The sequence below is a fragment of the Lentzea kristufekii genome, from assembly GCF_033949925.1.
Taxonomy (GTDB): Bacteria; Actinomycetota; Actinomycetes; order Mycobacteriales; family Pseudonocardiaceae; genus Lentzea; species Lentzea kristufekii.
In genome coordinates, this window is sequence record NZ_JAXAVV010000037.1 from 43059 (window position 1) to 65130 (window position 22072).

Here is a 22072-nt window from a genome sequence, read left to right on the forward strand (position 1 = left end):
ACACATGAGCAACAAAGTCTTCCGGAGCGCGGTCACTTCCGCGGTTCTCGCCGCCGCCGCACTCGTGCTCACCGTCGTCCCCGCTCAGGCGAGTGGCGAGCTGCTCTACAGCCAGGGCACTCGTCACCGGACCTACGACGGAGCCGAGTGGGCCCTGCGGCAGGACCGCGACGAGTGCGTCAACGACTACCACGGCGCCGTCAGGTACTCCTACATCAAGTTCTCCGGCGACGCGTACTGGGCCTATTTCGCGTGCCAACGCCGCTGAGCGCGGTACGCGAACCAGGAGCGGTCATCCGGCAAGTCACAAACAAAAGGTCAGTGAGATCCCCATGAACGTTCTGCCCGAGTTCGCTTCTGCGCCGATGGCCGCAGCGGCCGCTGTCGCCGCTCTGCTCGCGCTGCCCGGTGTGGCGTCCGCCGCGCCGCCCGCGGTTCAGGTGAGGGTCTGCAACGGTGTCGGCACCAACGTGAGCTTCTTCCTGCGTGGCATCAACCAGAACGGCTCCGACTCGTCCTATCCCGCACAGGGCCTCGACGCCGGACGCTGCCATTTCGCGAGCGGCTGGTGGTGGCGGCAGGCGAACGTCAGCTGGTTCACGGAGAACGGGAGCGGCAGGACGTACCTGCCCGGCAACCTCCGCGACGGTTCGACGGTGACCCTCACCCTCAAGAACTAGGGTCTGTGCCGCCACAGGTGACCGGGCGACGTCAGGCAGGGCAGAGGGCGGTGCCGCACGACTCCCGCACCGTGAGCGTCGGCCACAGCACGACCCGGTGCACCGGCCGGTCCAGCGGATCAGCCAGCCGGGCCAGCGCGAGCTGGGCGGCGAGCGCGCCGAGCCCGTGCTTCTGCGGCCGCACGGCCGTCAGCGGCGGGTCGGATGCCGCGGCAACCTCGTCGTCGTAGGACACGACGGCGAGGTCGTTCGGCACGCTGATCCCCCGTTCGCGTGCTCGTTCGAGCACACCGATCGCCTCCCGGTCTGCGTGCACCAGGACCGCGTGCACGTCGGCGTCCAGGCACTCGTCGATCACCTGGTCGACCGCCCGCGCCCACTGTGGAGAGCCGTAGGTCGGCACGTCGAGCGCGGGAACCCCGTTGAACGACAGCTCCAGCGACGACACGGCCGTGGTCCAGCCCGCGCGGATGGCGTCGCTGTGCGGGCTCTGCCGCGAGGTGACCAGGCCGATGCGCCGGTGGCCGAGCGTGGCGAGGTGCCGCACGGCGAGGCCCGCGCCGATCGCGTGGTCGGTCACCGCCGCGTCCAGCGCGATCGTGGGCAGCTCCGGCGGAGGAAGCCGTTCGACCAGCACGACGGGGACCGACTGAGCGCCGAGCCAGCGCAGCAGCTCGACACCCGCGCGGCCGGTCGTGCTCGGTGCGACCAGCAGGGTCTGCACGCCGCGGTCGAGCAGCTCGCACGCCTTGCGCCGATCCTCCAGCGCGTCGTAGCTGGACGCGCGCAGCACCAGCCGTCCACCCGCCGCCGCCACCGCGGTCTGCACGCCCTGGATCACTGCGGGCCAGTAGTACTCCACCGAGGGCGCCACCATGCCGACCAGCGGATGCGTCGGAGCGGGACCGACCACCGACTGCGGTCCGCGCGGGAACGGTTCGGCGTGCCGGGGCATCGTGATGCCGCCGTGCACGCGCACCACGAGGCCGCGATCGGCGAGAGCGGTCACGTCCCTGCGCACGGTCACCGCCGACACGCCGAGCAGCTCCACCAGTTCCGGCAAGCGGACGGTGCCGTGCGCCCGTACGGCCCGCAGGATCAGTTCATGGCGCTGAGCAGCCAACTTCTGGGTCATCGCTTCATTTCTGATCGATTACGAGCGTTTCTGATCGTTTCGTTGACCGCTGAGTGTGCCACGCGTTGAGGTGTGCCACATCACTCCAGCAGGAGGGTCAGCAATGGAGCTTTCCCCAGCGCTGCGGACCCGCGGCCTCTCGCGCCGCGGTTTCCTGCGCGCCTCCGCCGCCATGGGCGCGGCGGGTCTCGTCGGTGGTTGCTCGGCGACCGCCGCACCTCCGGGCGCCACCACGGTCACCATCTGGTCCTGGCTCACCGGCATGGACAAGTACGTCGCCGCGTTCAACGCCGCGCAGAAGGACGTGTTCGTCGAGCTGCGGGTGATCGCGGCGGGACTGTCCGGCGGCTACGCCCAGCAGACCAACGCCATCCGGGCGCACAACGCCCCGGACGTCCTGCACGTGGAGTACCAGGGTCTGCCGCAGATCCTGCTCACCGGCGGGCTGCGCGACCTCACCGCGGACATGGCCGACCTCGAGAGCCAGTACTCGCCGGCCGCGTGGCGCGGAGTGCGGCCAGACGGCAGGACGTGGGGCGTGCCGATGGACCTCGCGCCGATGGTCTTCTACTACCGCAAGGATCTCTTCGACCAGCACGGCATCGCGTTGCCGCGCACGTGGGACGAGTTCCGCGCCGCTGCCGCCGCCGTGAAGCAGGTGGACCCGCAGGCGCGCATCTGCTCGTTCCCGCTCAACGACGGCTCGTTCTTCGCGGGCATGTCGTGGCAGGCGGACGATCCGTGGTGGACGGCGCAGGGCGACACGTGGGCCGTGGACATCGCCGGTGAGGGCACGGTGCGCACAGGGTCGTTCTGGCAGTCGATGATCTCGGAGAACCTCGTGGCCGGGGTCGTGCACGGCACGCAGGACTGGATCGCCGGGATGCACGACGGCAAGCTCTGGGGCCTGCTCGGCGCCTCGTGGAGCGTCGGCACGCTGGGCAGGTCGATCCCGAAGGACACCGGGCGCTGGGCCGTGGCGACCATGCCGACGTGGAACGGCAAGCCGGCCAACGGGGTGCAGGGCGGCACGGCGTTCGGCGTCTCCGCGGAGAGCAAGGTTCCCGAGGCGGCCATGACGTTCCTGCGCTGGATCAGCACGAACCCCGACGTGCCGAAGATCGGCAGCACGTTCACCACGCCGTTCCCCGCGCACCTGCCCAACAGGGCCATCGCGCGGCAGGCGTACAAGGGCGGCTACTTCCTCGGCGATCCCGTCTACGACGTGCTCGACGAAGCGGCGAAACGGGTGCCGGACTGGACGTGGGGACCGAACGCACTGCGCCTGTTCTCGACGATCTCCGACAACTTCGGGCCCGTGCGCTCCGGCAGCACGACGTTGCCGGAGGCGCTGCGGAAGATCCAGCAGCACGCCGTGGCCGACATGCGCGCCAAGGGACTCTCCGTGCGGGAAGGGAAATCGGCATGAGCGTCCTCGCGCCGGAGCGCGCACCCGTGCTGGAGGAGCCGGCGGCGGAACCGGTCACCAGGGCCCCCAGGAAGGATTTCGCGGGCCTCGTGCTGGCGGTGCCGTTCCTGGTGCTGCTCGTGAGCACCGTGCTGGTCCCGGTGCTGTACGCGCTGTACCTGAGCCTGTTCACCGAACGCCTGCAGGGCCTGGGTTTCTCCGGTCCCGAGCACGTGTTCGTCTGGCTCGGCAACTACGTCTCGGTGATCGCGGACAAGGCGTTCCACGCGGGACTGGGCAACGTGGCCCTGTTCGCACTGATCCACATCCCGAGCATGCTGATCGGCGCGCTGATCCTGGCGCTGCTGCTGGACTCCGCTGTGGTGCGGTTGCGGCGGATGTGGTCGCTGGCGGTCTTCGTGCCCTACGCGGTGCCGGTGGTCATCGGCGGTCTGATCTGGGCCTACCTCTACAGTCCCACGATCGGCCCGATCAAGAACCTGCTGGGCATCGACCCGTTGAGCGACAGTGCGGTGCTACCGTCGATCGCGAACATCGCGACGTGGCAGTGGGTCGGCTACAACATGATCATCTTCTACACCGCGCTGCAGGCCGTTCCCAGGGAGATCGTGGAGGCCGCCAGGGCCGACGGTGCCGGCGGGTTCCGCACGGCGTGGTCCATCAAGATCCCGGTGATCCGCCCGACGATCTTCGTGGCGGCGGTGTTCACCGTCATCGGCTCGTTGCAGGTGTTCACCGAACCCATGGTGCTCAGGGGCTTCACCGGCACGGTGACCAGCACCTGGTCGCCGAGCATGTACGTGTACGAGGCCGCGTTCGTCGCCGGTGACAACGGGCGTGCCGCCGCGGCGTCGGTGCTGCTCGCGGTGATCTGCGCGGTGCTGTCCGCCGTCGTCATGCGCTTCTCGACGAGGAGGTCGCGTTGAGCACGTCCATCGTGGACCGCAGGTCCCGCTGGGTTTCCGTTCCAGCGGTGCACCTGATCCTGGTCATCGCCGCGCTGTACAGCCTGCTGCCGCTGATGTGGCTGCTCACGTCGGCGACCAAGTCGCTCGGCGACTTCTCCACCACCGGCGCGTTCGAGTTCGGTGAGTGGAACCTGTGGGCCAACGTCAAGGCGTTGTTCGCGCAGGAGAACGGGATCTTCTGGAACTGGCTGCTCAACTCCGTGCTGTACGCCGGTGGCGGGGCGGTCCTCGGCGCGATGATCTGCGCGGCCTGCGGGTACGCCATCGCCAAGACGAGCTTCCCCGGCAGGAGGTTGCTGTTCGCGCTGACGCTGACCGGCGTGCTCGTGCCCACGACGGTGCTCGCGCTGCCGATGTACCTGCTCGCCTCCGAACTGCGGATCGTCGACACGTTCTGGGCGGTGTTCATCCCCTTGCTCACCAACCCGTTCGGCGTCTACCTCGCCAAGGTCTACGCCGACGCGGCGGTGCCCAACGAGGTGCTGGAGGCGGCGCGGGTCGACGGGGCGGGTCAGCTGCGCACGTTCTTCACCGTGGCGCTGCCGATGATGCGTCCCGGAGTGGTGACGGTGCTGCTGTTCCAGTTCATCGGGATCTGGAACAACTTCTTCCTGCCGCTGGTCCTGCTCACCAACCCGAAGCTCTTCCCGGTCAGCCTCGGACTCTTCCAGTGGAGCACGCGGCAGAACCAGTTCCCCCAGTACACCCCGCTGGTGATCACCGGGTCGCTGCTCGCGGTGCTGCCGCTGGTGGTGGCGTTCCTGGTGCTCAACCGGCAGTGGCGCACGGGTCTCGCGGCAGGGAGCGTCAAGTGAGCGGTCATCGGCCGGAGGTCCTGCTCGCGATGAGCCCCGACGTGTTCGACCTGCAGTTCGGGGTGCGGGAGCTGGACCGGCTGCGCGCGCTGGCCGCGCTCGGCGATCCCCTGGTGGCGCACGACTTCTCCGCACCGGACGTGCGCCGCCGCCTCGCCGACGTCGAGGTGCTGATCACCTCGTGGGGCTGCCGGCCGATCGACTCCGACGTGCTGGCGGCGGCACCGAACCTGCGCGCCGCCCTGCACGCGGCCGGCAGCATGCGGGGGCACGTCGGCGACGCCGTGTTCGATCGCGGTGTCCTCGTCACCACGGCGGCACACGTGAACGCGGAGCCTGTCGCCCAGTACACCGCCGCGGCGATCCTGTGGGCGTTCAAGAAGGTACCGTTCCTGGCGGCGGACGCGCGCCGGTTCCGCGAGGACTGGTCCTACCGCGAGCTGCGCGGGGAACTGTCCGGACTGGACCGGACGATCGTGCTGGTCGGGTTCTCCAGGGTCGGCCGGCGGGTGGTGGATCTGCTGCGGCGGCTCGACCTCGGCCGGCTGCTCGTCGTCGACCCCGTCGTGGATCCCGCGCTGGTGCGGGCGGCCGGCGCCGAGCTCGTGCCGCTCGCCGAGGCGCTCCCCCAGGCCGACGTGCTGAGCCTGCACGCACCCGCGTTGCCGGAGACCCGCCATCTGATCGGTGCGGCCGAACTGGCCGCGCTGCCCGACCACGCCACCCTGCTCAACACCGCTCGGGGATCCCTTGTGGACACTGCCGCGCTGGAGGAGGCGTGCGCGGCGGGCCGCCTGCACGCGGTGCTGGACGTGACCGACCCGGAACCGCTACCGGCCTCGTCGCCGCTGTACGACCTCCCGAACGTGGTCATCACGCCGCATGTCGCCGGATCACTGGGATCGGAGACCCGGCTCATGGCCGCGGCGGCACTGGACGAGCTGGAGCGCTACGTCGTGGGGCTGACCCCGATCGAAGCGGTCACCCGGCACGGACTGGCAGTGCAGGCATGACAACGCTGCCACCGGAGAACCGCCTGCTCTCCCCTCGCACGGGGTGGACCCGCGCGCACTGGGAGGCGGTCGCCGACCAGATGCTCGACGCCGTCAACCGGTACTGGTCCCAGCGGTGCGCGCGGATCGACCTGCCCGTCGGAGGCCGAGCCGGTACGGCCCGGCCTCCGACGGGTTGGAGGGATTCGCGCGCACGTTCCTGCTCGCCGGGTTCCGGGTCGCGGGTGGCGGCGATCCGGCGCTGCTGGAGCGCTACGCCTGGGGCCTCGCCGCCGGCCCCGACCCGCACTCGCCGGAAGCCTGGCCACGGCCGGACGAGCTGGGACAGGCCAAGGTCGAGGCGGCATCGATCGCGCTGGTGCTCCAGATGACCAAACGATGGCTGTGGGACCACCTCGGCGACGACGTCCAGGAACGGGTGGTCGAGTGGCTGGCCACCGTGGTCGGTCAGCCGTACCCGCCGATCAACTGGGTGTGGTTCCGCATCGTCGTGGAATCGTTCCTGCGCGAGGTCGGCGGCCCCTGGTCCGCAGAGGACGTCGAGCACGATCTCGCCCTGCACGCGTCGTTCCGGCGGCCTGACGGATGGCTCAGCGACGGCGAGGAACGCGCGTACGACCACTACACGGGCTGGGCACTGCACCTGTACCCGCTGCTGTGGACGCACCTGTTCGACGTGCCCGATTCGTTGTGCTCGCATGAGGTGCGCCGCACGTGGTCCGAGGATCTCTCGCGGTACCTGACGGACGCGGTGGCGCTGACGGGCGCCGACGGGTCGCCGCTCATGCAGGGCCGCAGTCTCACCTACCGCTTCGCGCCCGCGGCCCCGTTCTGGGTCGCGGCGATCACGGGCCTACCCACGCCACAGCCAGGTCTGCTGCGGCGTGCCGCATCCGGGGTGCTGAAACACTTCGTCGAGAACGGATCGCTCGAACCGGACGGGCTGCTGCGCCTCGGCTGGCACGGTGGCTGGCCGGCGATCCGCCAGGCGTACTCCGGACCCGGATCGCCCTACTGGGCCGCCAAGGGCATGCTCGGGCTGGCGCTGCCCGCCGATCATCCCGTGTGGACGGACGTGGAACACCCGCTGCCGGTGGAGACGGGGGACTTCACCCGTGTGATCACCGCACCGGGGTGGCTGGTGTTGGGCAGCCGGGCCGACGGCATCGTCACCGTGGTCAACCACGGCACCGACCACGCGTTGCCAGGCGACCGGCGCGCGGACTCCCCGTTGTACGCGAGGCTGGGCTGTTCCACCGCGACGATGCCGCCGCTGGAGCGACTGGTGGACAACTCCGTGGTGCTGCTCGACGCCACGGGTGCGACCAGCCACCGCGCCGGCTTCCGGACGTTGTTCGTCGACGAGCTGCCCGGCGGTGTGGTCGCCGGCGCTTCGCACGGTCCTGTGCGCTGGGTCGACAGCAGCGAGGACAAGTCACCCGACCACGGCTCCGGCCGCGGTGGCGAGATCGTGGAAGGGCCTCCGCTGCTGGTCGTCTCGGTCGTGCGCGACGGCGTGGAGATCCGCATCGTGCGCGTCGACGGCGAGACCGACGCCCGGTTGCGGTTGTCCGGATGGCCCGTCACCGCGGACACCCGGCCACGCGGCGTGACCCCGGCGCGTTCCCAGATCGTCGTCACCGGTGCGCACGTGTGTTCCTCACTGTGCGGCCTGCGCGGGCTGGACCAGGCGGGAGTGGAAACCGAGGGCGGGGTGTCGCCGCTGGGCAAGTTCGCGGCCGTTCCGTGGCTCGGCATCAGCGGCGCCGTCGGACGCGGTGACGTCGTCGCGGCGGCCGTGCGCCTGGATCGCAGCCGCGGCCCCGCGAACAACCCCCAGATCACCGTGCACGGCGACCACGTCCTGCTGCGGTGGATCGACGGGCTCGACACGAGGATCACCCTGCCAAATCCTTAGGAGGAGCCATGGTCACCCGCAGAGCAGTCCTGTCCGGCGCAGCAGCCGCCATCGCGGCGACGACGGTGGGAACGACCGCCGGCGCCGACCAGAGCATCGCGGTCGATCCCGGCACGAACTACGGCACGTGGGAGGGCTGGGGCACCTCCCTCGCCTGGTGGGCCAACGTGTTCGGCGACCGCGACGACTTCGCCGACCTGTGGTTCACCACGAAGTCCGTGACCTACAACGGAACGACACTCCCCGGACTGGGCTTGAACATCGCACGCTACAACCTCGGCGCGTGCAGCTGGAACAGCGTGGACGGCCAGCGCATGGCCGTCTCGCCGAACATCCCGCGCTTCAAGCAGATCGAGACCTTCTGGCAGGACTGGCGCAACACCGATCCCAGCTCGTGGCAGTGGGGAGCGGACGCGAAACAACGCGCGTCCCTGGTGAAGGCGGTGGCACGCGGCGCGACCACGGAGCTGTTCTCGAACTCACCGGCATGGTGGATGTGCATCAACCGCAACCCCTCCGGCGCCGCCGACGCGAACAACAACAACCTCCAGTCGCAGCACTACCGCACCCACGCGGCGTACATGGCCGAGGTGGCCCGGCAGTTCCGCGACCGTTTCGGCGTCACGTTCCGCACGGTGGAGCCGTTCAACGAGCCCGCGTCGAACTACTGGTCGGCCACCGGGAAGCAGGAGGGTTGCCACTTCGATCGCTCGACCCAGCGGACCGTGCTGCAGCACCTGCGGCAGGAGATGAACACCCGCGGCCTGACCAGCATGGACATCGCCGCGTCGGACGAGACCAGCTACGACGCGGCCCACAGCACGTGGACCTCCTTCGACGCCACCACGAAGTCCGTTGTCGACCAGATCAACGTGCACGGCTACCAGGGTTCCGGTGGTCGCCGCGACCTGGTCTACGCCGACGCTAAGGCGGCGGGCAAGGTGCTCTGGAACTCCGAGACCGGCGAACGGGACGGCACCGGCCTCACCATGGCCACCAACCTGTGCCTGGACTGGCGCTGGCTCCACCCCACAGCGTGGTGCTACTGGCAGGTGATGGACCCGACCCCGGCCTGGGCGTTGATCGCCTACGACCCGAACACGCTGCGGGCGGGCGCCGTGCAGAACAAGCTCTACGTGCTGGCGCAGTTCACCCGGCACATCCGGCCCGGCATGCGGATCATCTCGGCCTCCACCGGAAACGCCGCGGTGGCCTACGATCCGGCCGCCCGCAGGCTCGTGCTCGTCGCGGTCAACACCGCGACCTCGGCGCAGGCGATCACCTTCGACCTGACCAGGTTCACCACGCTGCCGACCGGCATGATCACCAGGTGGTCGACCTCGACGACCAGCGGCGGCGACCGGTACGTGCAACGCACCGACGTGCGGCTGAACGGCAAGCTGCTTCGGGTTCCGTTCGCGGCGGGACAGGTGCAGACCTTCCAGCTCGACGGGGTCACCGCGCCGTAGTCAGTTGGCGCCGGAACATCCGCACGAAGATGTGCTCGTCGAGCACGAGCGCGGCGAAGAAGACACCGGCGGTGAGCGCGGGCAGGAGTTTCACGAGCACTCCTGCCCGCGCCACCAGCGGTGCGCCGACCGTCAACCACAGGAACACGTTCGGCGTGCCCTGCGTGACGTAGAGGTGCCTGCGGGTTTCGAGCACGCCGACGAGCACCCGCGGCAGGGCGAAAGCGGCCACCACCAGCGCCACCTCGGCCAGCCCGAACGGAATCAGCTCCGCCGGCAACGAGCCGGACGGCGTGAGCGCGTACCCGGTCAGCCCCGCGAGCGGGATGAGAGCGGCGGAGCCCAGCCAGTTCCAGTTCGTGGTGAGCCTGCCCGCTGTGATCGGGTCACGGTGCCGCAGCCGCTGCGCCACCAGCGTCGGCAACGTGACGGCGCACAACAGCACAACCGCGGACGCGGCCACCAGCCCACGCGGCAACGGATCGCGTTGCGTCGCCGCGACCAGCAGCAGCACCACCGGTGTCACGAGCGAGGCAGCCAGCGTGTGGCGCACGCTCGCGTGGAAGTCGCCGCCCCACAACAGGGCGAGCACGGGTGCCAGGGTGGCCGGCGGCACCAGCAGTGCGAGACCGAGCAGCAGCAACGGAACGCTGTCGGTGGTGAACAGCAGGGCCGCGCCCGCCGCCGACTTGAGCACAGTGCCCGCCACTAGACGGCCGAGCCCGGTGGTGACCCGCAGCGTCCACGGTTGCAGTCGCAGCATGCCGAAGAACGTGCTGCACATCAGCAACGTCGTGATCGCCGTCGACAACACCGCCGCGGGCAACGGACTGCGCAGGACGAGCTGGAGGAACGCGCCCAGCACGCACGCACCGGCCAGCAACGCGGGCAACCGGATCTCGACGTGCTCACCAAGATCGTTGATCTTCGCCGCGACCGCGGGAGCCGCGGCGATCCGGCGGAGGTCCTCTTCGGACAACGGCCGCGCGTTGGGAATCTTCATGTCGCGGTAGTCGTGCAGATCGGCGAGCACGACCGCGAACATCTCGACCACGTACTTGTGCGTGACGACGAGAACCTGCTTGCCCTCGCGCGACGCGGGCAGCAGCACCTCGACGTAGTAGCGCCGAACCCGCTCCCTGAGGTCCTCCCAGCTCTCCCCTCCCGGCGGCGTGCCGGTGGTCGAGTGGAAGCACTCGGTGTAGCCGCGGAACCCGACCGCCTTCTTGACCAGGCTCTTGTTCGCCGCCGTGAACACGCCGAAGTCGCGCTCGTCCAAGGCGTGCGTCTCGACCCTGGTGGCGGGTTCTTCCTGGAGGTGGCTGGTCACCACGCTCGCCGTCCGCCGCGCACGGTCCAAAGTGGACGTGTGAACCTCGTCGAAACGGATGCCCAGCGCCACGACGGCGGCTCCGGCCTGGTGGGCCTGCCGCACGCCGAGATCGGTCAGCGGCGTGTTCTGCCTGCCGGCGAACCGATTCTGCTCGTTCGCCTCTGACTCGCCGTGCCGGACGAAGTAGATGGCCATGTGTCCAGTGAAGACGGTCGTGCCGCGCTCTCGCTATGCGAATCTGACGAAGAAAACAACTGTTGTCCACCACATATTGCTGAGCAACGGCCAGTGATCGCGCGTGCGGGGCGATCAGCCGACCACCGGCAGACCGCGTCGGTCAGTCACGACGTGCGCCGCCCCGCCAGATCCGTGCCGGGAGCGCGATCGCGGCAGGTGGGCAGAGCTGTTCGGGTGACGGCGCGTCCGCGCTGCGCATTTCGTCTCTTCACCTGGATTTGCCTGGACATTGCGGACTTCACCCGGCGCCACGGCACCATCTGCACCAGCGATCTGCATCGGATCGCCCGAGCGGGCTGGGTCACCCGCGGCAACGCGGGTGACCCAGCTCTGCTGACGCTAACGCCCGGCTGCCGCCTCCGTGATCCCGAGGAACCCGCGCGTCGTGCCAGACGCGCGGCTGGTCAGGTCGAGGCGGACGCGTCCGGTGCTCACCGGAGTGAACGCGACCCTGGTCGGTCTCCCGGACTGCGTCGCCCACTCGATGCGCGCGTTGCGGACCGGCACGAACGCCGTTCCGGTCCAGTAGGACACCGTGATTGTCGCGGGCAGGGCGTGCGACGAGTCGATGAGGAACGAGGCCTGCACCGAGCTGATGGGCGCTCCCTCCAGACCGGACAACGACACCCACTCCTTCGCGTGCGCCCAGCTCACCGCCGGCAGCTGCGGTGTGGCGCTCTTGTTGTAGTAGGCCGACCACCTCGTCGAGCCGTCGCCGTCGAGCATCGCCGCCGGGATCGTGTTCGGTGCGCCGGAGTAGCTCGCGTCAGCCGCCACCGCCGCGGCGGTTGGCGGTGCGTACCGTGGCGGCACAGGACCCGCGTTCTGTGCGACGTCACGTCGGGAACCGGTCGCCACGACCGTCGCGGTCCCGGTCTGCAGACCTGGGGCCCGCGCCGTGACCGTGATCGCGGAGGATCCCTGTCCGGACCGGACCATCGCCAGTGCCTTGCCGTTGAACGCGGCCCGCGAGCTCGCCTGGTAGTTCTCCGCGCTCTCCGGCCGGCCGTTGTCCAGCCCCGCCAGGCTGCCACCGCTGACCTGGAACGAGATCAGGTTGTCCGCACCAGACACGACCACGCCCGCGCGGTCGACCACGTCCGCGGTGACGAACGTGAGCGACTTGCCGTCCGCCTTGGTGGTGTTGCGGTCGGGAGTCAGCCTGATCGCGTGCGGTGGGCCCGCCGTCACGACCTCGTCGCGGGCCACCTCCACACCACCGCGCTTGCGACCGCGACCAGTCGTCCCGGCTGGAACGGCACCGTCCAGGTCAGGTGCAGCTTGCCCGCACTGCCGTTGGGACTCGTGTAACTACCGGGGAACCGGCCGGACGTGACCGTCTTGTCGTCCCCGCTCGCCTCGGTGGTCTCCAGGTACCGGGCACCGTACGTCGTGGTCTTCGTGTTGAACTTCTTCTCCCCCAACGGCCTGCCGTTGAGCATCAGTTCGACGGTGTCCACGTTGCTGTAGGCCCACACCGACACCGGATCGCCCGGCTTGTGGTCGGTCCAGTTCATCGGCAGCAAGTGCACCATCGGATCGGTGGTCCGCTGGCTGCGGAACAGGTGGTAGACGTCTTTGGGGAATCCGGCGGTGTCGACCGCGCCGAAGTACGACGACTTCACCGGGAACACGTCGTACGGCGTCGGCTCGCCGATGTAGTCGATGCCGGACCACAGGAACTGGCCGGCGAACCACTTGCGGTCACGGTCCTTCTTCAACCCGTACTCGCCGCTGTAGCCGAACCTCGGCATGTTGTTGCCGTAGGAGGACGTGTTGCGTTTGCCCGGCGTGTAGTTCTCACCCGTGTTGAGCTGCTCCGGGTCCTGGTAGGACCCGCGGGTCGAGGTCGCTGCCGACGACTCGCCCTCGAAGAAGAACTTGGTGGGGTACTGGGCGTGCAGTCCGTCGATCGACGACGAGTTGTTGTAGTTCACGCCGAGCCCGTCGAGCATCCGCAGGATCTGGTCCTGCGGTGATCCGGCGGCCGGCACGTGCCGGTACATGTGACTGCCCATCACGACCGGGCGCGTGGTGTCAACCGCTCGCACGTCGTCGATGAGCCGCCTGGCGATCGGCACGCCCGTGGGCGACGCGACGTCGTAGACCTCGTTGCCGATCGACCACATCACCACCGCTGGGGAGTTCTTGGCGGCGTGCACCATCTCGCGGATGTCGGCGCTGCTGTTGGCGTCGAAGAACCGGCCGTGGTCGTACTAATCCCAAAAGGACAGTTCTTCACTGTTTCCACTGTTCGCCCCTGACAGGCGGCGCGGTGGTCAGGCCACCCGTGGTGGTGAACGGGACCGAGTCGATGCCGGCGGTGGCGGCGGTCAGTCCGCTCGCGGTGGCGCGCAGGGTGAGCGTGCCCGCCGTCCGCGAGGCGCGGACGAAGACCCGGTTGACACCGGCCTCGGTGTCCGCATAGGACTTGTGGGCGCTTCCTGGCTTGCCGGGGTTGAAGCCGCCGAGGAAACGGCCGGGGCCGGTCAGCGTGAAGTCGACGCGGGCCTGGTGGGTCGGCATCCGGCGTCCCTGCGCGTCGACGGCCTCGACCTCGAAGAAGGCGATGTCGCTGCCGTCCGCGCGCAGCCCGCCGGGTGCGGTGTGCGGGGTGAGCCGGAGCGCGGCGGCGGCCCCCGTGGTCGTCTTCTCGGTGCGGACGATCTCCCGGCCGCCCGTGTCGTACCCGATCGCGGTGATCGTGCCGGACTGCCAGCGGACGGAGGGGAACGAGTACAGGAAGTCGTTCGTGGCCGAGGTGTCGTTGCCCACCTCGGTGCCGTTGACCAGCAGCCGCACTCGCCGGACGTGGGCGGAGGCCATGACGTGCACGGTCTTGGTCATGTTCGCCGGATAGGTCCAGTGCCCGATGACGTGGATGTCCGGGGTGTCGCTCTGCATGACCCGGTAGGTGTGCGCCGACTCCTTGGGAATGCGCACCGCGTCCACGCGGCCGGACAGGCGGCAGCACTCCCAGTTGTACTGGCGGCCGTGTTGGTTGGAGTCCGCCCAGATCAGGGCGGCGGCGCCGGAGTAGCGACGTTGTCCAGGGCCCTGGATGTGCTGTCCCCAGAACTCGTGGCGGGTGGCGGCGGCGTGCGGGCCGGCGAAGTCCTCGGAGGTGAGGTGGTACGTGACGTCCGGCCCGGTCTGGTAGCCGAAGTCCGGCGGTGAGTACCTGTCCCAGACACGCCTCGGCGCCTCGTCACGGGTGTACTCTGACTCGATGATCGGCTTGCGGTCGCGGGAGTAGTCCGAGTAGTGGCGGTTGAGCATGGTGCCGACCCACTCGGCGGCGTCCACCGCCGCTCTTCCGCCGTACGCGGAGTCGTCGGAGATCGCCCGGCAGCCCATCACCCGTCCGCCGTTCGGGTCCCATGTCTTGCGCAGGTTGGTCATCTGGGTCATGTGGGCGGCGGTGATCCAGTTGTTGCCCGCCCCCCAGAACAGGATGCTCGGGTTGTTGCGGAAGTAGATGATCACGTCCCGCATGAGCTCGACCCTCTGGTCCCACTGCCGGCCGGTCTTGTCGGCTTCCTTGTCTCCCGCCGGCTGCACCGACACGATGCCGTACCTGTCGGTCATCCGGATGTTGGCGGGGGTGGCGGCGATGTGCATCCAGCGGATCAGGTTCGCCTTGCTGTCCCGGATCAGCTGTCCGTCGAGGTCGGTCATCCAGTCGGGCACGGCGCCACCGATGACGGCCCACTCGTTGGCGGAGCGGATCGCATACCCGGTCAGGAAGACGTACCTGTCGTTGATGTAGACGCCGCCGTTGGTCGCACCACCGCGGAACTCCGTCTTGCGGAACCCGGTGGTGATCGGGAACGCGTCCTGCACCACGCCGCCTTCGGACAGCACCATCTCCACGGTGTAGAGGTGTGGCCGCCCCGGTTCCCACAGGACGAGTCCGCTGATCTGCTGCGAGAGCTTGACGATCTGGGTCGCACCGGCGGCAAGGCTGACGGGCGAGCCGGTGATCGTGGCGTGCACCGTGCCGTCCGGCTTGATGACGTTCGCGGAGACGGTGATGGTGCGCGCTGTCGACTGTTCGTTGCGCACCTGGGCCTCGACGGTGACCGTCGCGCTCCCCGACGCGACGTTGATGGCGCTCGCATAGACGTAGGAGCCGGTGGTGCGCAGGTTCGTGTAGAGCGGAAGCGTGAAGTACGTCTTCGGCACCACGTACATCCGCACGTTGCGAGTGAGCCCGCCGAAGGTGGGGTTGAAGTCGCGGCTGTCCCACTGGAACGGCATGCCGGTGGCTTCCTCCGGCCGCCACTTCGTGTTGTCCGCCTTCACCGCGATCAGGTTCTCCGCGCCGAACGTCACCTGCCCCGGTGATGTCGAAGCCGAACGGCGCCACGCCGTTCTCGTAGAGCCCGACCTTGGTGCCGTTGACGTACACCGTGGCCGCCTGACGCACACCCTCGAACTCCAGCAGCACCTTCTGCCCGGTGTGCTCGGCGGGAAGGGTGAACCGCTTGCGGTACCACACGGGCTGCATCGCGACGGCCGACTCACCGGAACTGCCGATGTAGTTGTCGAACGAGTCCACGTCGTTGAACGTGTGCGGGACGCTGACAGTCGCCCACGCCGAGTCGTTGAACGACGGCGCGTGCGCGTTCGCGATGTCCTGCTTGATGAACCGCCAGTCCGGGTTCATGTTGTAGATCACCCGCGTGCTGACGGTCGCCGCCCGCGCCTCCACCAGCCTGGTGGGAACCGCCGCACCGAGCACAAGCGCGCCCGCGCCGGCCAATGCGGACCTTCTGGAGAAGCTGGGAGGCTCGGGATCAGTCGCCTGGTTCATCGCACGTGCCACCTCTCGGTCGGTGATCAAGGCCAGCTGCGAAGGCGGGTTCGGTCAGTCTCGGCACACCTGGAAGGGCTGCCAAGAAAGCGCTTTCCAGAAGCGTCGATCAGCCGTCGAAGGACCAGATTGTTGATCGAACACCCTTGTCGGGCAACGGGAACACACCAAGCGGCACCGGATCCGCAGGCGGGTGACAGCGGGGAGGCCTGCAGTCAGACCGTCCAAACAGGACCACATCTGCCCGGCGCCGCGGAGAGTCACGACTTCGGACCACACGTCGCCCGTCGTGTCGTTGTCCAGTTGCACCCAGCTCCCTCGGGCAGCGGGGTGAACCCCTCGACCACCAGACCTAGCAGGTCGCGCAGCGCGCCGGGGTGTTCGAGGGTGTGGTCACCGCCGTACGCCAGGGCGTCGAGTCTGGTCGACCAGTGCCGCCGTTTCCTCCTTGACCACTTCGCTGTGATCGTGCACAGCGAATGCCCGGCGAAACTTCCGGTTTATAAAGGCACAATTCGCCTATTGAAAGTGTCGAGCCTGCATCACTACTGTGCACGTGCACAGTCCAGCTCCCTCCCACCCCCGACATCGGAGGAACGGATGCAGCGCCGCACCGCCCTCAGCGCCATCGCACTCATCGGCTCCCTGACGCTCGCCGCGTGCAGCGGCGGCGGAACACCTTCGGCCGACGGGCCGGTCGAGCTGACCATGTGGTCCTGGGCGAGCCTGCAGAAGGTCGCCGACATCTGGAACGCCGACCACCCCGACGTCAAGGTCACCGTGCAGGAACAGGGCGGTGGCGACGAGCTCGTCACCAAGGTCATCACCGCCGCGAAGGCAGGTGACGGGCCCGACCTGGTGCAGGCGGAGTACCAGATGATCCCGACGCTGGTGTCCAACGACGTGCTCGCCGACATCACCGAGTTCGCGGGCGCAGCCAAGGACAAGTTCACCGAGAACGTCTGGAAACAGGCCACCCTGGACTCCGCAGTCTACGCGATCCCGCAGGACACGGCTCCACTCGCGTTCTACTACCGCGAGGACGTCTTCACGCAGCTGGGGCTCAAGGTGCCCACCACGTGGACGGAGTTCGCGGACGTCGCGCGGCAGGTCAAGCAGAAGGACCCGAAACGCGCGCTGACCACGTTCTCCAGCAATGACACCGGCCTTTTCGCCGGGCTGACCCAGCAGGCAGGAGCGACCTGGTGGTCGGCTTCCGGAGACACCTGGAAGGTCGCCATCGACTCCGAGGCGTCCCGAAAGGTCGCCACGTTCTGGGGCGATCTCGTGGCCGAGGGCGCGATCGACAACCAGCCGATGTACACGCCCGCCTGGAACAAGGCGCTCAACGACGGCACGCAGATCGCCTGGGTGAGCGCGGTCTGGGCGCCGGGCGTGCTGGTCACCAGCGCGCCGGACACCAAGGGCAAGTGGCGGATGGCTCCGCTGCCGCAGTGGACCGCCGACTCGAAGACGACCGGCAGCTGGGGCGGCTCCACCACCGGCGTCACCTCCAAAGCGGTGAAGAACGGCCGCGCGAAAGCCGCCGCCGAGTTCGCCACCTGGCTCAACACGGACCCCAAAGCCGTGGCGGCCCTGGTGAAGGAAGCCGGTGTCTACCCGGCCGCGACCGCCGCGCAGACGAGCGGCGCGCTGACCACGCCGGAGTTCTTCCCCAACCAGCCCGACTTCTACCAGCAGGCCGCCGAGCTCGCGAAGGGCACCGCCGCGGCGAGCTGGGGGCCGAACGTCAACGTCGCCTACGGCACCTTCAAGGACGCTTTCGGCAAGGCCGCCACGGAGAAGTCGTCGTTCCCGGCCGCGCTCAAGACCGTGCAGGACGCCACTGTCGCGGACATGAAGAAGAACGGCTTCAAGATCGAGGGCTGAGACATGGCTTCCACCTGGACTGACAGACGGCTCGCGCCCTACGGCTTCCTCGCTCCCGCGATCGTCCTCTTCGGACTCTTCTTCGCGCTGCCGATCGGCTACGCCCTTTACCTGAGCCTCCACTCGGTTCAGGTGAAGGGGCTCGGCCTCGGCAGGAACGCGCGCGAAGAGGTGTGGGTGGGGCTCGACAACTTCACCGCCGCGCTGTCCGACCCCGAGCTGCTGGCGGGTGCGGGCCGGGTGTTGCGCTACGGCGCGATGCTCGTGCCCGCGATGCTCGGACTGGCATTGCTCTTCGCACTGCTGCTGGACATGCCGCGGACGCGGTTCAGCGGTTTTTCACGGCTGGCGATCTTCCTGCCCTACGCGGTGCCGGGCATCATCGCGTCACTGCTGTGGGGCTTTCTGTACCTGCCGAGTGTCAGTCCTGGTTACTTCCTGCTCCGTGCAGTGGGTTTCAGCGGGCCGGACCTGTTGCAGGGCGACTGGTTGTTCCTGGCGCTGACGAACATCGCGGTGTGGGGAGGCACGGGCTTCAACATGATCGTCATCTACACGTCGCTGCGTGCCATCCCACCCGAACTGTACGATTCCGCGCGGCTGGACGGCTGCTCGGAGGCCCAGATCGCGTGGCGGATCAAGATTCCGCTGGTCATGCCGTCGCTCGTGCTCACCTTCTTCTTCTCGACCATCGCGACGCTCCAGGTCTTCGCCGAACCGATGACGCTGCGTCCGCTGACCAACTCGCTGAGCTCGACCTGGAGCCCGTACATGAAGGTCTACCGGGACGCCTTCATCCAGGGCGGCCTGCACTCGGCCGCCGCCACGGCGGTGGTGATCGCGGTGGTGACGCTGACGCTGTCGTTCAGCTTCCTCAAGGTGGTCAACAGGCGTGCCGCGGAGCGCACACCGTGAGCGCCATGCTGGTCGGGCCGCGCATGAAGCCGTCCGTGTCGGCACGGGCGGCACGCCGCACCTCGTGGCTGCCGACGTTCCTGCTGCTGCTGGGAGCGGTCTACTGCCTGATTCCCGTGCTGTGGGTGCTGATGGCCGCCACCAAGAGCCGCAGCGAGCTGTTCAGCACGTTCACCTTCCTGCCGGGAAGCGGGCTCTGGGCCAACCTCTCCGAGCTGACGGCCTACCGCGACGGGGTGTACTGGCTGTGGATGCTCAACTCGGGGCTGTACGCCGGTGTGGGCGCCCTGTTGTCCGCGGCGGTGTCCGCGGTGAGCGGGTACGCCTTCGCCAAGTACTCCTTCCGCGGCCGCGGCGTGATCTTCACCGTGATCCTGGCCGGGGTGCTGATGCCGCCGATCGCCCTGGCCGTGCCGCAGTACCTGCTGCTGGCGAAGGTCGACCTGACGGGGTCCTACTGGTCGGTGCTGCTCCCCAGCATCCTGAGTCCTTACGGCATCTACCTGGCCCGCGTCTACGCCGCCGCGGCGGTGCCCGACGAGGTGCTGGAGGCGGCACGGGTGGACGGTGCCCGCGATCTCCGGCTCTTCACCTCGATCGCGCTTCCGATGATGCGGCCGGGCCTGGTGACGATCTTCCTGTTCCAGTTCGTCGCGATCTGGAACAACTTCCTGCTGCCCTACGTCATGCTCTCCGACGACGAGACCTTCCCGGTCACCGTGGGTCTCTACACCCTGCTCCAGCAGGGCGCGAGCAAACCGGCGCTGTACACCCTCGTGATCACGGGTGCGCTGCTGTCGATCATCCCCCTGATCGCGTTGTTCCTCGGTCTGCAGCGCTACTGGCGCGTCGACCTGCTGACCGGGGCCGTGAAGTCGTGACCACCAGCCGCCGCGATGAGGCCAGATGACCGACACCGAGCCACGACGGCGAGCGCGCCCGCGAGGGAAGCGACCGCCGACCATTCTCGACGTCGCCGCACACGCCGGCGTGTCGCGCGGAACCGTCTCCCGCGTCCTCCAGGGCGGGCACAACGTCAGCTCCGCTTCCCAGGAGGCGGTCCACGCCGCGATCCGCAAGCTGGGCTACGTGGTGAACCGGGCGGCCCGCAGCCTGGTGACCCAGCGCGCGGGTTCGGTGGCGTTCCTGCTGTCGGAGCCCCAGGAGCGGTTCTTCGAGGACCCCAACTTCACCACCCTGCTGCGCGGCTGCACCACCGCACTGGCCGAGCACGACCTGCCGCTCATCCTGATCACCGCGGGCACCGAGGCAGAACGCCGCCGCATCGCCCCGTTCCTGTCGGCACACCACGTCGACGGCGTGCTGCTGGTCTCCTCGCACCGCGGCAACCCGATGGTCGACCACCTCCGGCGGACCGGCCTGCCGTTCGTGTGCTGCGGCAAGCCGCTCGGCGAGCGTGACGCCGTGTCCTATGTGGCGGCCAACGACCGTGAAGGCGCCAGAGCCATGGTGCGCTACCTGCTCGAGTCCGGCCGCAACCGCGTCGCGACCATCACCGGCCCTCAGGACACGCCAGGCGGACTGGAACGACTGGACGGCTACCGCGGGATGCTCACCGAGCGCGGCATCGTCTACGACACGCGGCTGGTGGCGGTCGGCGACTACAGCCGGGCCAGCGGCGAGGCCTGCATGCAACAGCTGCTGACCAGCGCACCGGACATCGACGCGGTTTTCGTGGCGTCGGACCTGATGGCCGACGGCGCGCTGACGGCGATCGAGCGGGCGGGTTTGCGCGTCCCCGATGACATCGCTGTCGGTGGCTTCGACGACTCCCCTGTCGCTTCCGCCACCCATCCCCCGCTGACCACCATCCGGCAGCCATGGGCCCGCATCAGCGAGATGATGGTGCGCCAGCTGCTGGCCCAGATCGACGGTGAAGGTCCGGCCACGGTGATCCTGCCGACCGAACTCGTCGTCCGCGAGTCAGCCTGATTTCAACTGGATTCGTCGAATGTGGCCGTCGAATTTCGGCGAGACTGTGCACGTTCACAGAATTCCAATGGATCAGACTTGAAACGATCAGCCATATGCGGTTCCATCAGAGCAAATCGTGCGTCAAAAGGATCTGTGCACGTTCACAGTGCTACCTCCTCGCACGAACCCTGATTCACTCGATCAAAGGAGATCGAATGACCGCGTACGGGTTTCGCCGTGCGGGGAAGGCGGCCTCCCTGCTCATGGCCGTCGCGCTTCCCGCGGCGCTGGTACCCCCTGCCGCCTCCGCCGCGACCACGCTCAGCATGCTGGGCGCGGATGTCTCGACCGCACAACGAGCTCTGGAGCTCGGCGCGAAGTACTACGACGCGAACGGCACCGCCAAGGACCCGCTCGACGTCCTCAAGGGCGCCGGCGTCAACTACGTCCGCCTGCGCATCTGGAACAACCCTCGCAGCGGCTACAACAACAAGGCCAAGGTCCTGGAGTACGCGCGGACGGTGAAAGCCAAGGGCCTCAAGCTGCTGGTGGACTTCCACTACTCCGACACGTGGGCCGACCCCGGCAAGCAGTACAAGCCCGCCGCGTGGGCCGGCCACACCATCAGCCAGCTGACGACCGACGTCTACAACTACACCTACGACGTCTGCAACAGCCTCAAGGCCCAGGGCACCGTTCCGGACAGCGTGCAGATCGGCAACGAGATCAACACCGGCATGCTGTGGAACGAGGGCAGGATCGTCAACAGCAACTTCACCAACCTCGGTCGCTTGCTCAAAGCCGGTTACAACGCCACCAAGGCGTGCAACGCGGACACGCAGGTGATCATCCACACCGCACGGGTCGAGAGCGGTGCTCGTTGGTTCTACGACGGCATCCGGGCTCAGGGCGTCCAGTGGGACATCACCGCCCTGTCGTACTACTGCTACTGGCACGGCAGCATGTCCTCGATGGGTGGTGTCCTCAGGGACATGCGCTCCCGGTACGGCAAGCCGGTCATCCTCGCCGAAACCGCGTACCCGTACACCACGGCCAACCACGACCGCACCACGAACGTCATCACGTCGTCGCAACCGTGCGCGGGCTACCCTGCGACGCCTGCGGGCCAGGCAGCCAACTTCACCGCCGTGCAGAACGCCGCCCGCAACGCCGGTGCGCTCGGGATCTTCTACTGGGAACCGACCTGGCACGCGGTGCCCGGCAACGGCTGGGACCCGGCCGACATCAACAACTCCGGCGACGGCTGGGAGAACCAGGCCGTCTTCGACCGCAACGGGCGCCTGCTGCCCGGCATCCGCTGGACTCCCTGATCACGCCGGCGTCGCTCTGACTTCTCTTCACCCCTGCCGAAGATGAGGTACCGACCATGCCCCAAATCCAGCTGTCCCCTGCGGATCCGCCCATCCGGCGAGACAGCGGCTGCTCGAACGGGCCGCTGCGAGGAGCGGCGACCGCGTTCGCGGCCGCCACCGGCATCCTGGCGTCCGCTGAGGCCACT

Annotated in this window: 18 protein-coding genes and 1 pseudogene; 13 read left to right on the forward strand and 6 right to left on the reverse strand. The window is 68.5% G+C overall.

Annotated elements, in window-relative coordinates; genetic code table 11:
* Window positions 1-4: 4 nt before the first annotated feature.
* Together SK571_RS42935 and SK571_RS42940 are read left to right on the forward strand one after the other, a co-directional pair.
* Window positions 5-268, forward strand: coding sequence for a hypothetical protein (locus SK571_RS42935; protein WP_319989854.1), 264 nt, complete (start codon window positions 5-7; stop codon window positions 266-268).
* 64 nt (window positions 269-332) lie between these two features.
* Window positions 333-680, forward strand: coding sequence for a hypothetical protein (locus SK571_RS42940; RefSeq protein ID WP_319989855.1), 348 nt, complete (start codon window positions 333-335; stop codon window positions 678-680).
* 31 nt (window positions 681-711) lie between these two features.
* Here SK571_RS42940 and SK571_RS42945 read toward each other — a convergent pair whose 3' ends face one another.
* Window positions 712-1815: a substrate-binding domain-containing protein gene (locus SK571_RS42945; RefSeq protein WP_319989856.1), complete on the reverse strand. Its 1104-nt coding sequence runs from the start codon at window positions 1813-1815 to the stop codon at window positions 712-714.
* Window positions 1816-1918: 103 nt separating this feature from the next.
* Here SK571_RS42945 and SK571_RS42950 point away from each other — a divergent pair, with 103 nt between their 5' ends.
* The 6 genes from SK571_RS42950 to SK571_RS42975 all read left to right on the forward strand — a co-directional run bounded on the left by SK571_RS42950 (window position 1919) and on the right by SK571_RS42975 (window position 9427).
* Window positions 1919-3244 (forward strand): ABC transporter substrate-binding protein, encoded by a 1326-nt coding sequence (locus tag SK571_RS42950; protein WP_319989857.1) that lies wholly within the window; start codon window positions 1919-1921, stop codon window positions 3242-3244.
* Window positions 3241-4170, forward strand: a complete 930-nt coding sequence (locus SK571_RS42955; protein WP_319989858.1) for a carbohydrate ABC transporter permease — start codon at window positions 3241-3243, stop codon at window positions 4168-4170. The genes SK571_RS42950 and SK571_RS42955 overlap by 4 nt, the downstream gene beginning before the upstream one ends.
* Window positions 4167-5027, forward strand: a complete 861-nt coding sequence (locus SK571_RS42960; protein ID WP_319989859.1) for a carbohydrate ABC transporter permease — start codon at window positions 4167-4169, stop codon at window positions 5025-5027. Before SK571_RS42955 ends, SK571_RS42960 begins: the two co-directional genes overlap by 4 nt.
* A complete protein-coding gene (locus SK571_RS42965; protein WP_319989860.1) occupies window positions 5024-6040 on the forward strand; it encodes a hydroxyacid dehydrogenase in 1017 nt (338 codons plus the stop codon). Before SK571_RS42960 ends, SK571_RS42965 begins: the two co-directional genes overlap by 4 nt.
* A 175-nt stretch (window positions 6041-6215) precedes the next feature.
* On the forward strand, window positions 6216-7958 hold the full coding sequence (locus SK571_RS42970) for a DUF2264 domain-containing protein (protein WP_319989861.1): 1743 nt from the start codon (window positions 6216-6218) through the stop codon (window positions 7956-7958).
* Between the two features lie 8 nt (window positions 7959-7966).
* A complete protein-coding gene (locus SK571_RS42975; protein WP_319989862.1) occupies window positions 7967-9427 on the forward strand; it encodes a glycoside hydrolase in 1461 nt (486 codons plus the stop codon).
* On the opposite strand, the gene SK571_RS42980 is transcribed toward SK571_RS42975, so the two are convergent.
* From SK571_RS42980 to SK571_RS43000, 5 genes and pseudogenes are all read right to left on the reverse strand, one after another.
* Complete coding sequence (locus SK571_RS42980; RefSeq protein ID WP_319989864.1) at window positions 9414-10955, reverse strand: phosphoglycerate mutase family protein; 1542 nt, start codon at window positions 10953-10955, stop codon at window positions 9414-9416. The genes SK571_RS42975 and SK571_RS42980 overlap by 14 nt on opposite strands.
* A 381-nt stretch (window positions 10956-11336) precedes the next feature.
* A complete protein-coding gene (locus SK571_RS42985; protein ID WP_319989865.1) occupies window positions 11337-12206 on the reverse strand; it encodes a hypothetical protein in 870 nt (289 codons plus the stop codon).
* On the reverse strand, window positions 12185-13162 hold the full coding sequence (locus tag SK571_RS42990; protein ID WP_319989866.1) for a DUF4982 domain-containing protein: 978 nt from the start codon (window positions 13160-13162) through the stop codon (window positions 12185-12187). The genes SK571_RS42985 and SK571_RS42990 overlap by 22 nt, the downstream gene beginning before the upstream one ends.
* Before the next feature lie 73 nt (window positions 13163-13235).
* Window positions 13236-15332 (reverse strand): glycoside hydrolase family 2 TIM barrel-domain containing protein, encoded by a 2097-nt coding sequence (locus tag SK571_RS42995; RefSeq protein WP_319989867.1) that lies wholly within the window; start codon window positions 15330-15332, stop codon window positions 13236-13238.
* Between the two features lie 61 nt (window positions 15333-15393).
* Window positions 15394-15813: pseudogene (locus tag SK571_RS43000) on the reverse strand (sugar-binding domain-containing protein); the annotation flags it as partial.
* A 600-nt stretch (window positions 15814-16413) separates the two neighbouring features.
* On the opposite strand from SK571_RS43000, the gene SK571_RS43005 reads away from it, so the two are divergent.
* From SK571_RS43005 to SK571_RS43025, 5 genes are all read left to right on the forward strand, one after another.
* Window positions 16414-17703, forward strand: coding sequence for an ABC transporter substrate-binding protein (locus tag SK571_RS43005; protein ID WP_319989868.1), 1290 nt, complete (start codon window positions 16414-16416; stop codon window positions 17701-17703).
* Between the two features lie 3 nt (window positions 17704-17706).
* A complete protein-coding gene (locus tag SK571_RS43010) occupies window positions 17707-18618 on the forward strand; it encodes a carbohydrate ABC transporter permease (protein ID WP_319989869.1) in 912 nt (303 codons plus the stop codon).
* 5 nt (window positions 18619-18623) lie between these two features.
* Entirely contained in the window at window positions 18624-19499 is an 876-nt protein-coding gene (locus tag SK571_RS43015; RefSeq protein WP_319989872.1) for a carbohydrate ABC transporter permease, read from the forward strand.
* A 25-nt stretch (window positions 19500-19524) separates the two neighbouring features.
* Window positions 19525-20571, forward strand: a complete 1047-nt coding sequence (locus tag SK571_RS43020) for a LacI family DNA-binding transcriptional regulator (protein WP_319989870.1) — start codon at window positions 19525-19527, stop codon at window positions 20569-20571.
* A gap of 197 nt (window positions 20572-20768) precedes the next feature.
* Complete coding sequence (locus tag SK571_RS43025; protein ID WP_319989871.1) at window positions 20769-21884, forward strand: glycoside hydrolase family 53 protein; 1116 nt, start codon at window positions 20769-20771, stop codon at window positions 21882-21884.
* The last annotated feature ends 188 nt before the right edge of the window (window positions 21885-22072 follow it).

What these genes read in the sequence shown, in the direction of transcription:
- SK571_RS42980 (WP_319989864.1), bottom strand. Translation starts at nt 10,955, where the DNA reads ATGGCCATCTACTTCGTCCGGCACGGCGAGTCAGAGGCGAACGAGCAG.
- SK571_RS43025 (WP_319989871.1), top strand. Translation starts at nt 20,769, where the DNA reads ATGACCGCGTACGGGTTTCGCCGTGCGGGGAAGGCGGCCTCCCTGCTC.
- SK571_RS42945 (WP_319989856.1), bottom strand. Translation starts at nt 1,815, where the DNA reads ATGACCCAGAAGTTGGCTGCTCAGCGCCATGAACTGATCCTGCGGGCC.
- SK571_RS42950 (WP_319989857.1), top strand. Translation starts at nt 1,919, where the DNA reads ATGGAGCTTTCCCCAGCGCTGCGGACCCGCGGCCTCTCGCGCCGCGGT.
- SK571_RS43005 (WP_319989868.1), top strand. Translation starts at nt 16,414, where the DNA reads ATGCAGCGCCGCACCGCCCTCAGCGCCATCGCACTCATCGGCTCCCTG.
- SK571_RS43010 (WP_319989869.1), top strand. Translation starts at nt 17,707, where the DNA reads ATGGCTTCCACCTGGACTGACAGACGGCTCGCGCCCTACGGCTTCCTC.
- SK571_RS42935 (WP_319989854.1), top strand. Translation starts at nt 5, where the DNA reads ATGAGCAACAAAGTCTTCCGGAGCGCGGTCACTTCCGCGGTTCTCGCC.
- SK571_RS42990 (WP_319989866.1), bottom strand. Translation starts at nt 13,162, where the DNA reads ATGGTGCACGCCGCCAAGAACTCCCCAGCGGTGGTGATGTGGTCGATC.
- SK571_RS43020 (WP_319989870.1), top strand. Translation starts at nt 19,525, where the DNA reads ATGACCGACACCGAGCCACGACGGCGAGCGCGCCCGCGAGGGAAGCGA.
- SK571_RS43015 (WP_319989872.1), top strand. Translation starts at nt 18,624, where the DNA reads ATGCTGGTCGGGCCGCGCATGAAGCCGTCCGTGTCGGCACGGGCGGCA.
- SK571_RS42955 (WP_319989858.1), top strand. Translation starts at nt 3,241, where the DNA reads ATGAGCGTCCTCGCGCCGGAGCGCGCACCCGTGCTGGAGGAGCCGGCG.
- SK571_RS42975 (WP_319989862.1), top strand. Translation starts at nt 7,967, where the DNA reads ATGGTCACCCGCAGAGCAGTCCTGTCCGGCGCAGCAGCCGCCATCGCG.
- SK571_RS42940 (WP_319989855.1), top strand. Translation starts at nt 333, where the DNA reads ATGAACGTTCTGCCCGAGTTCGCTTCTGCGCCGATGGCCGCAGCGGCC.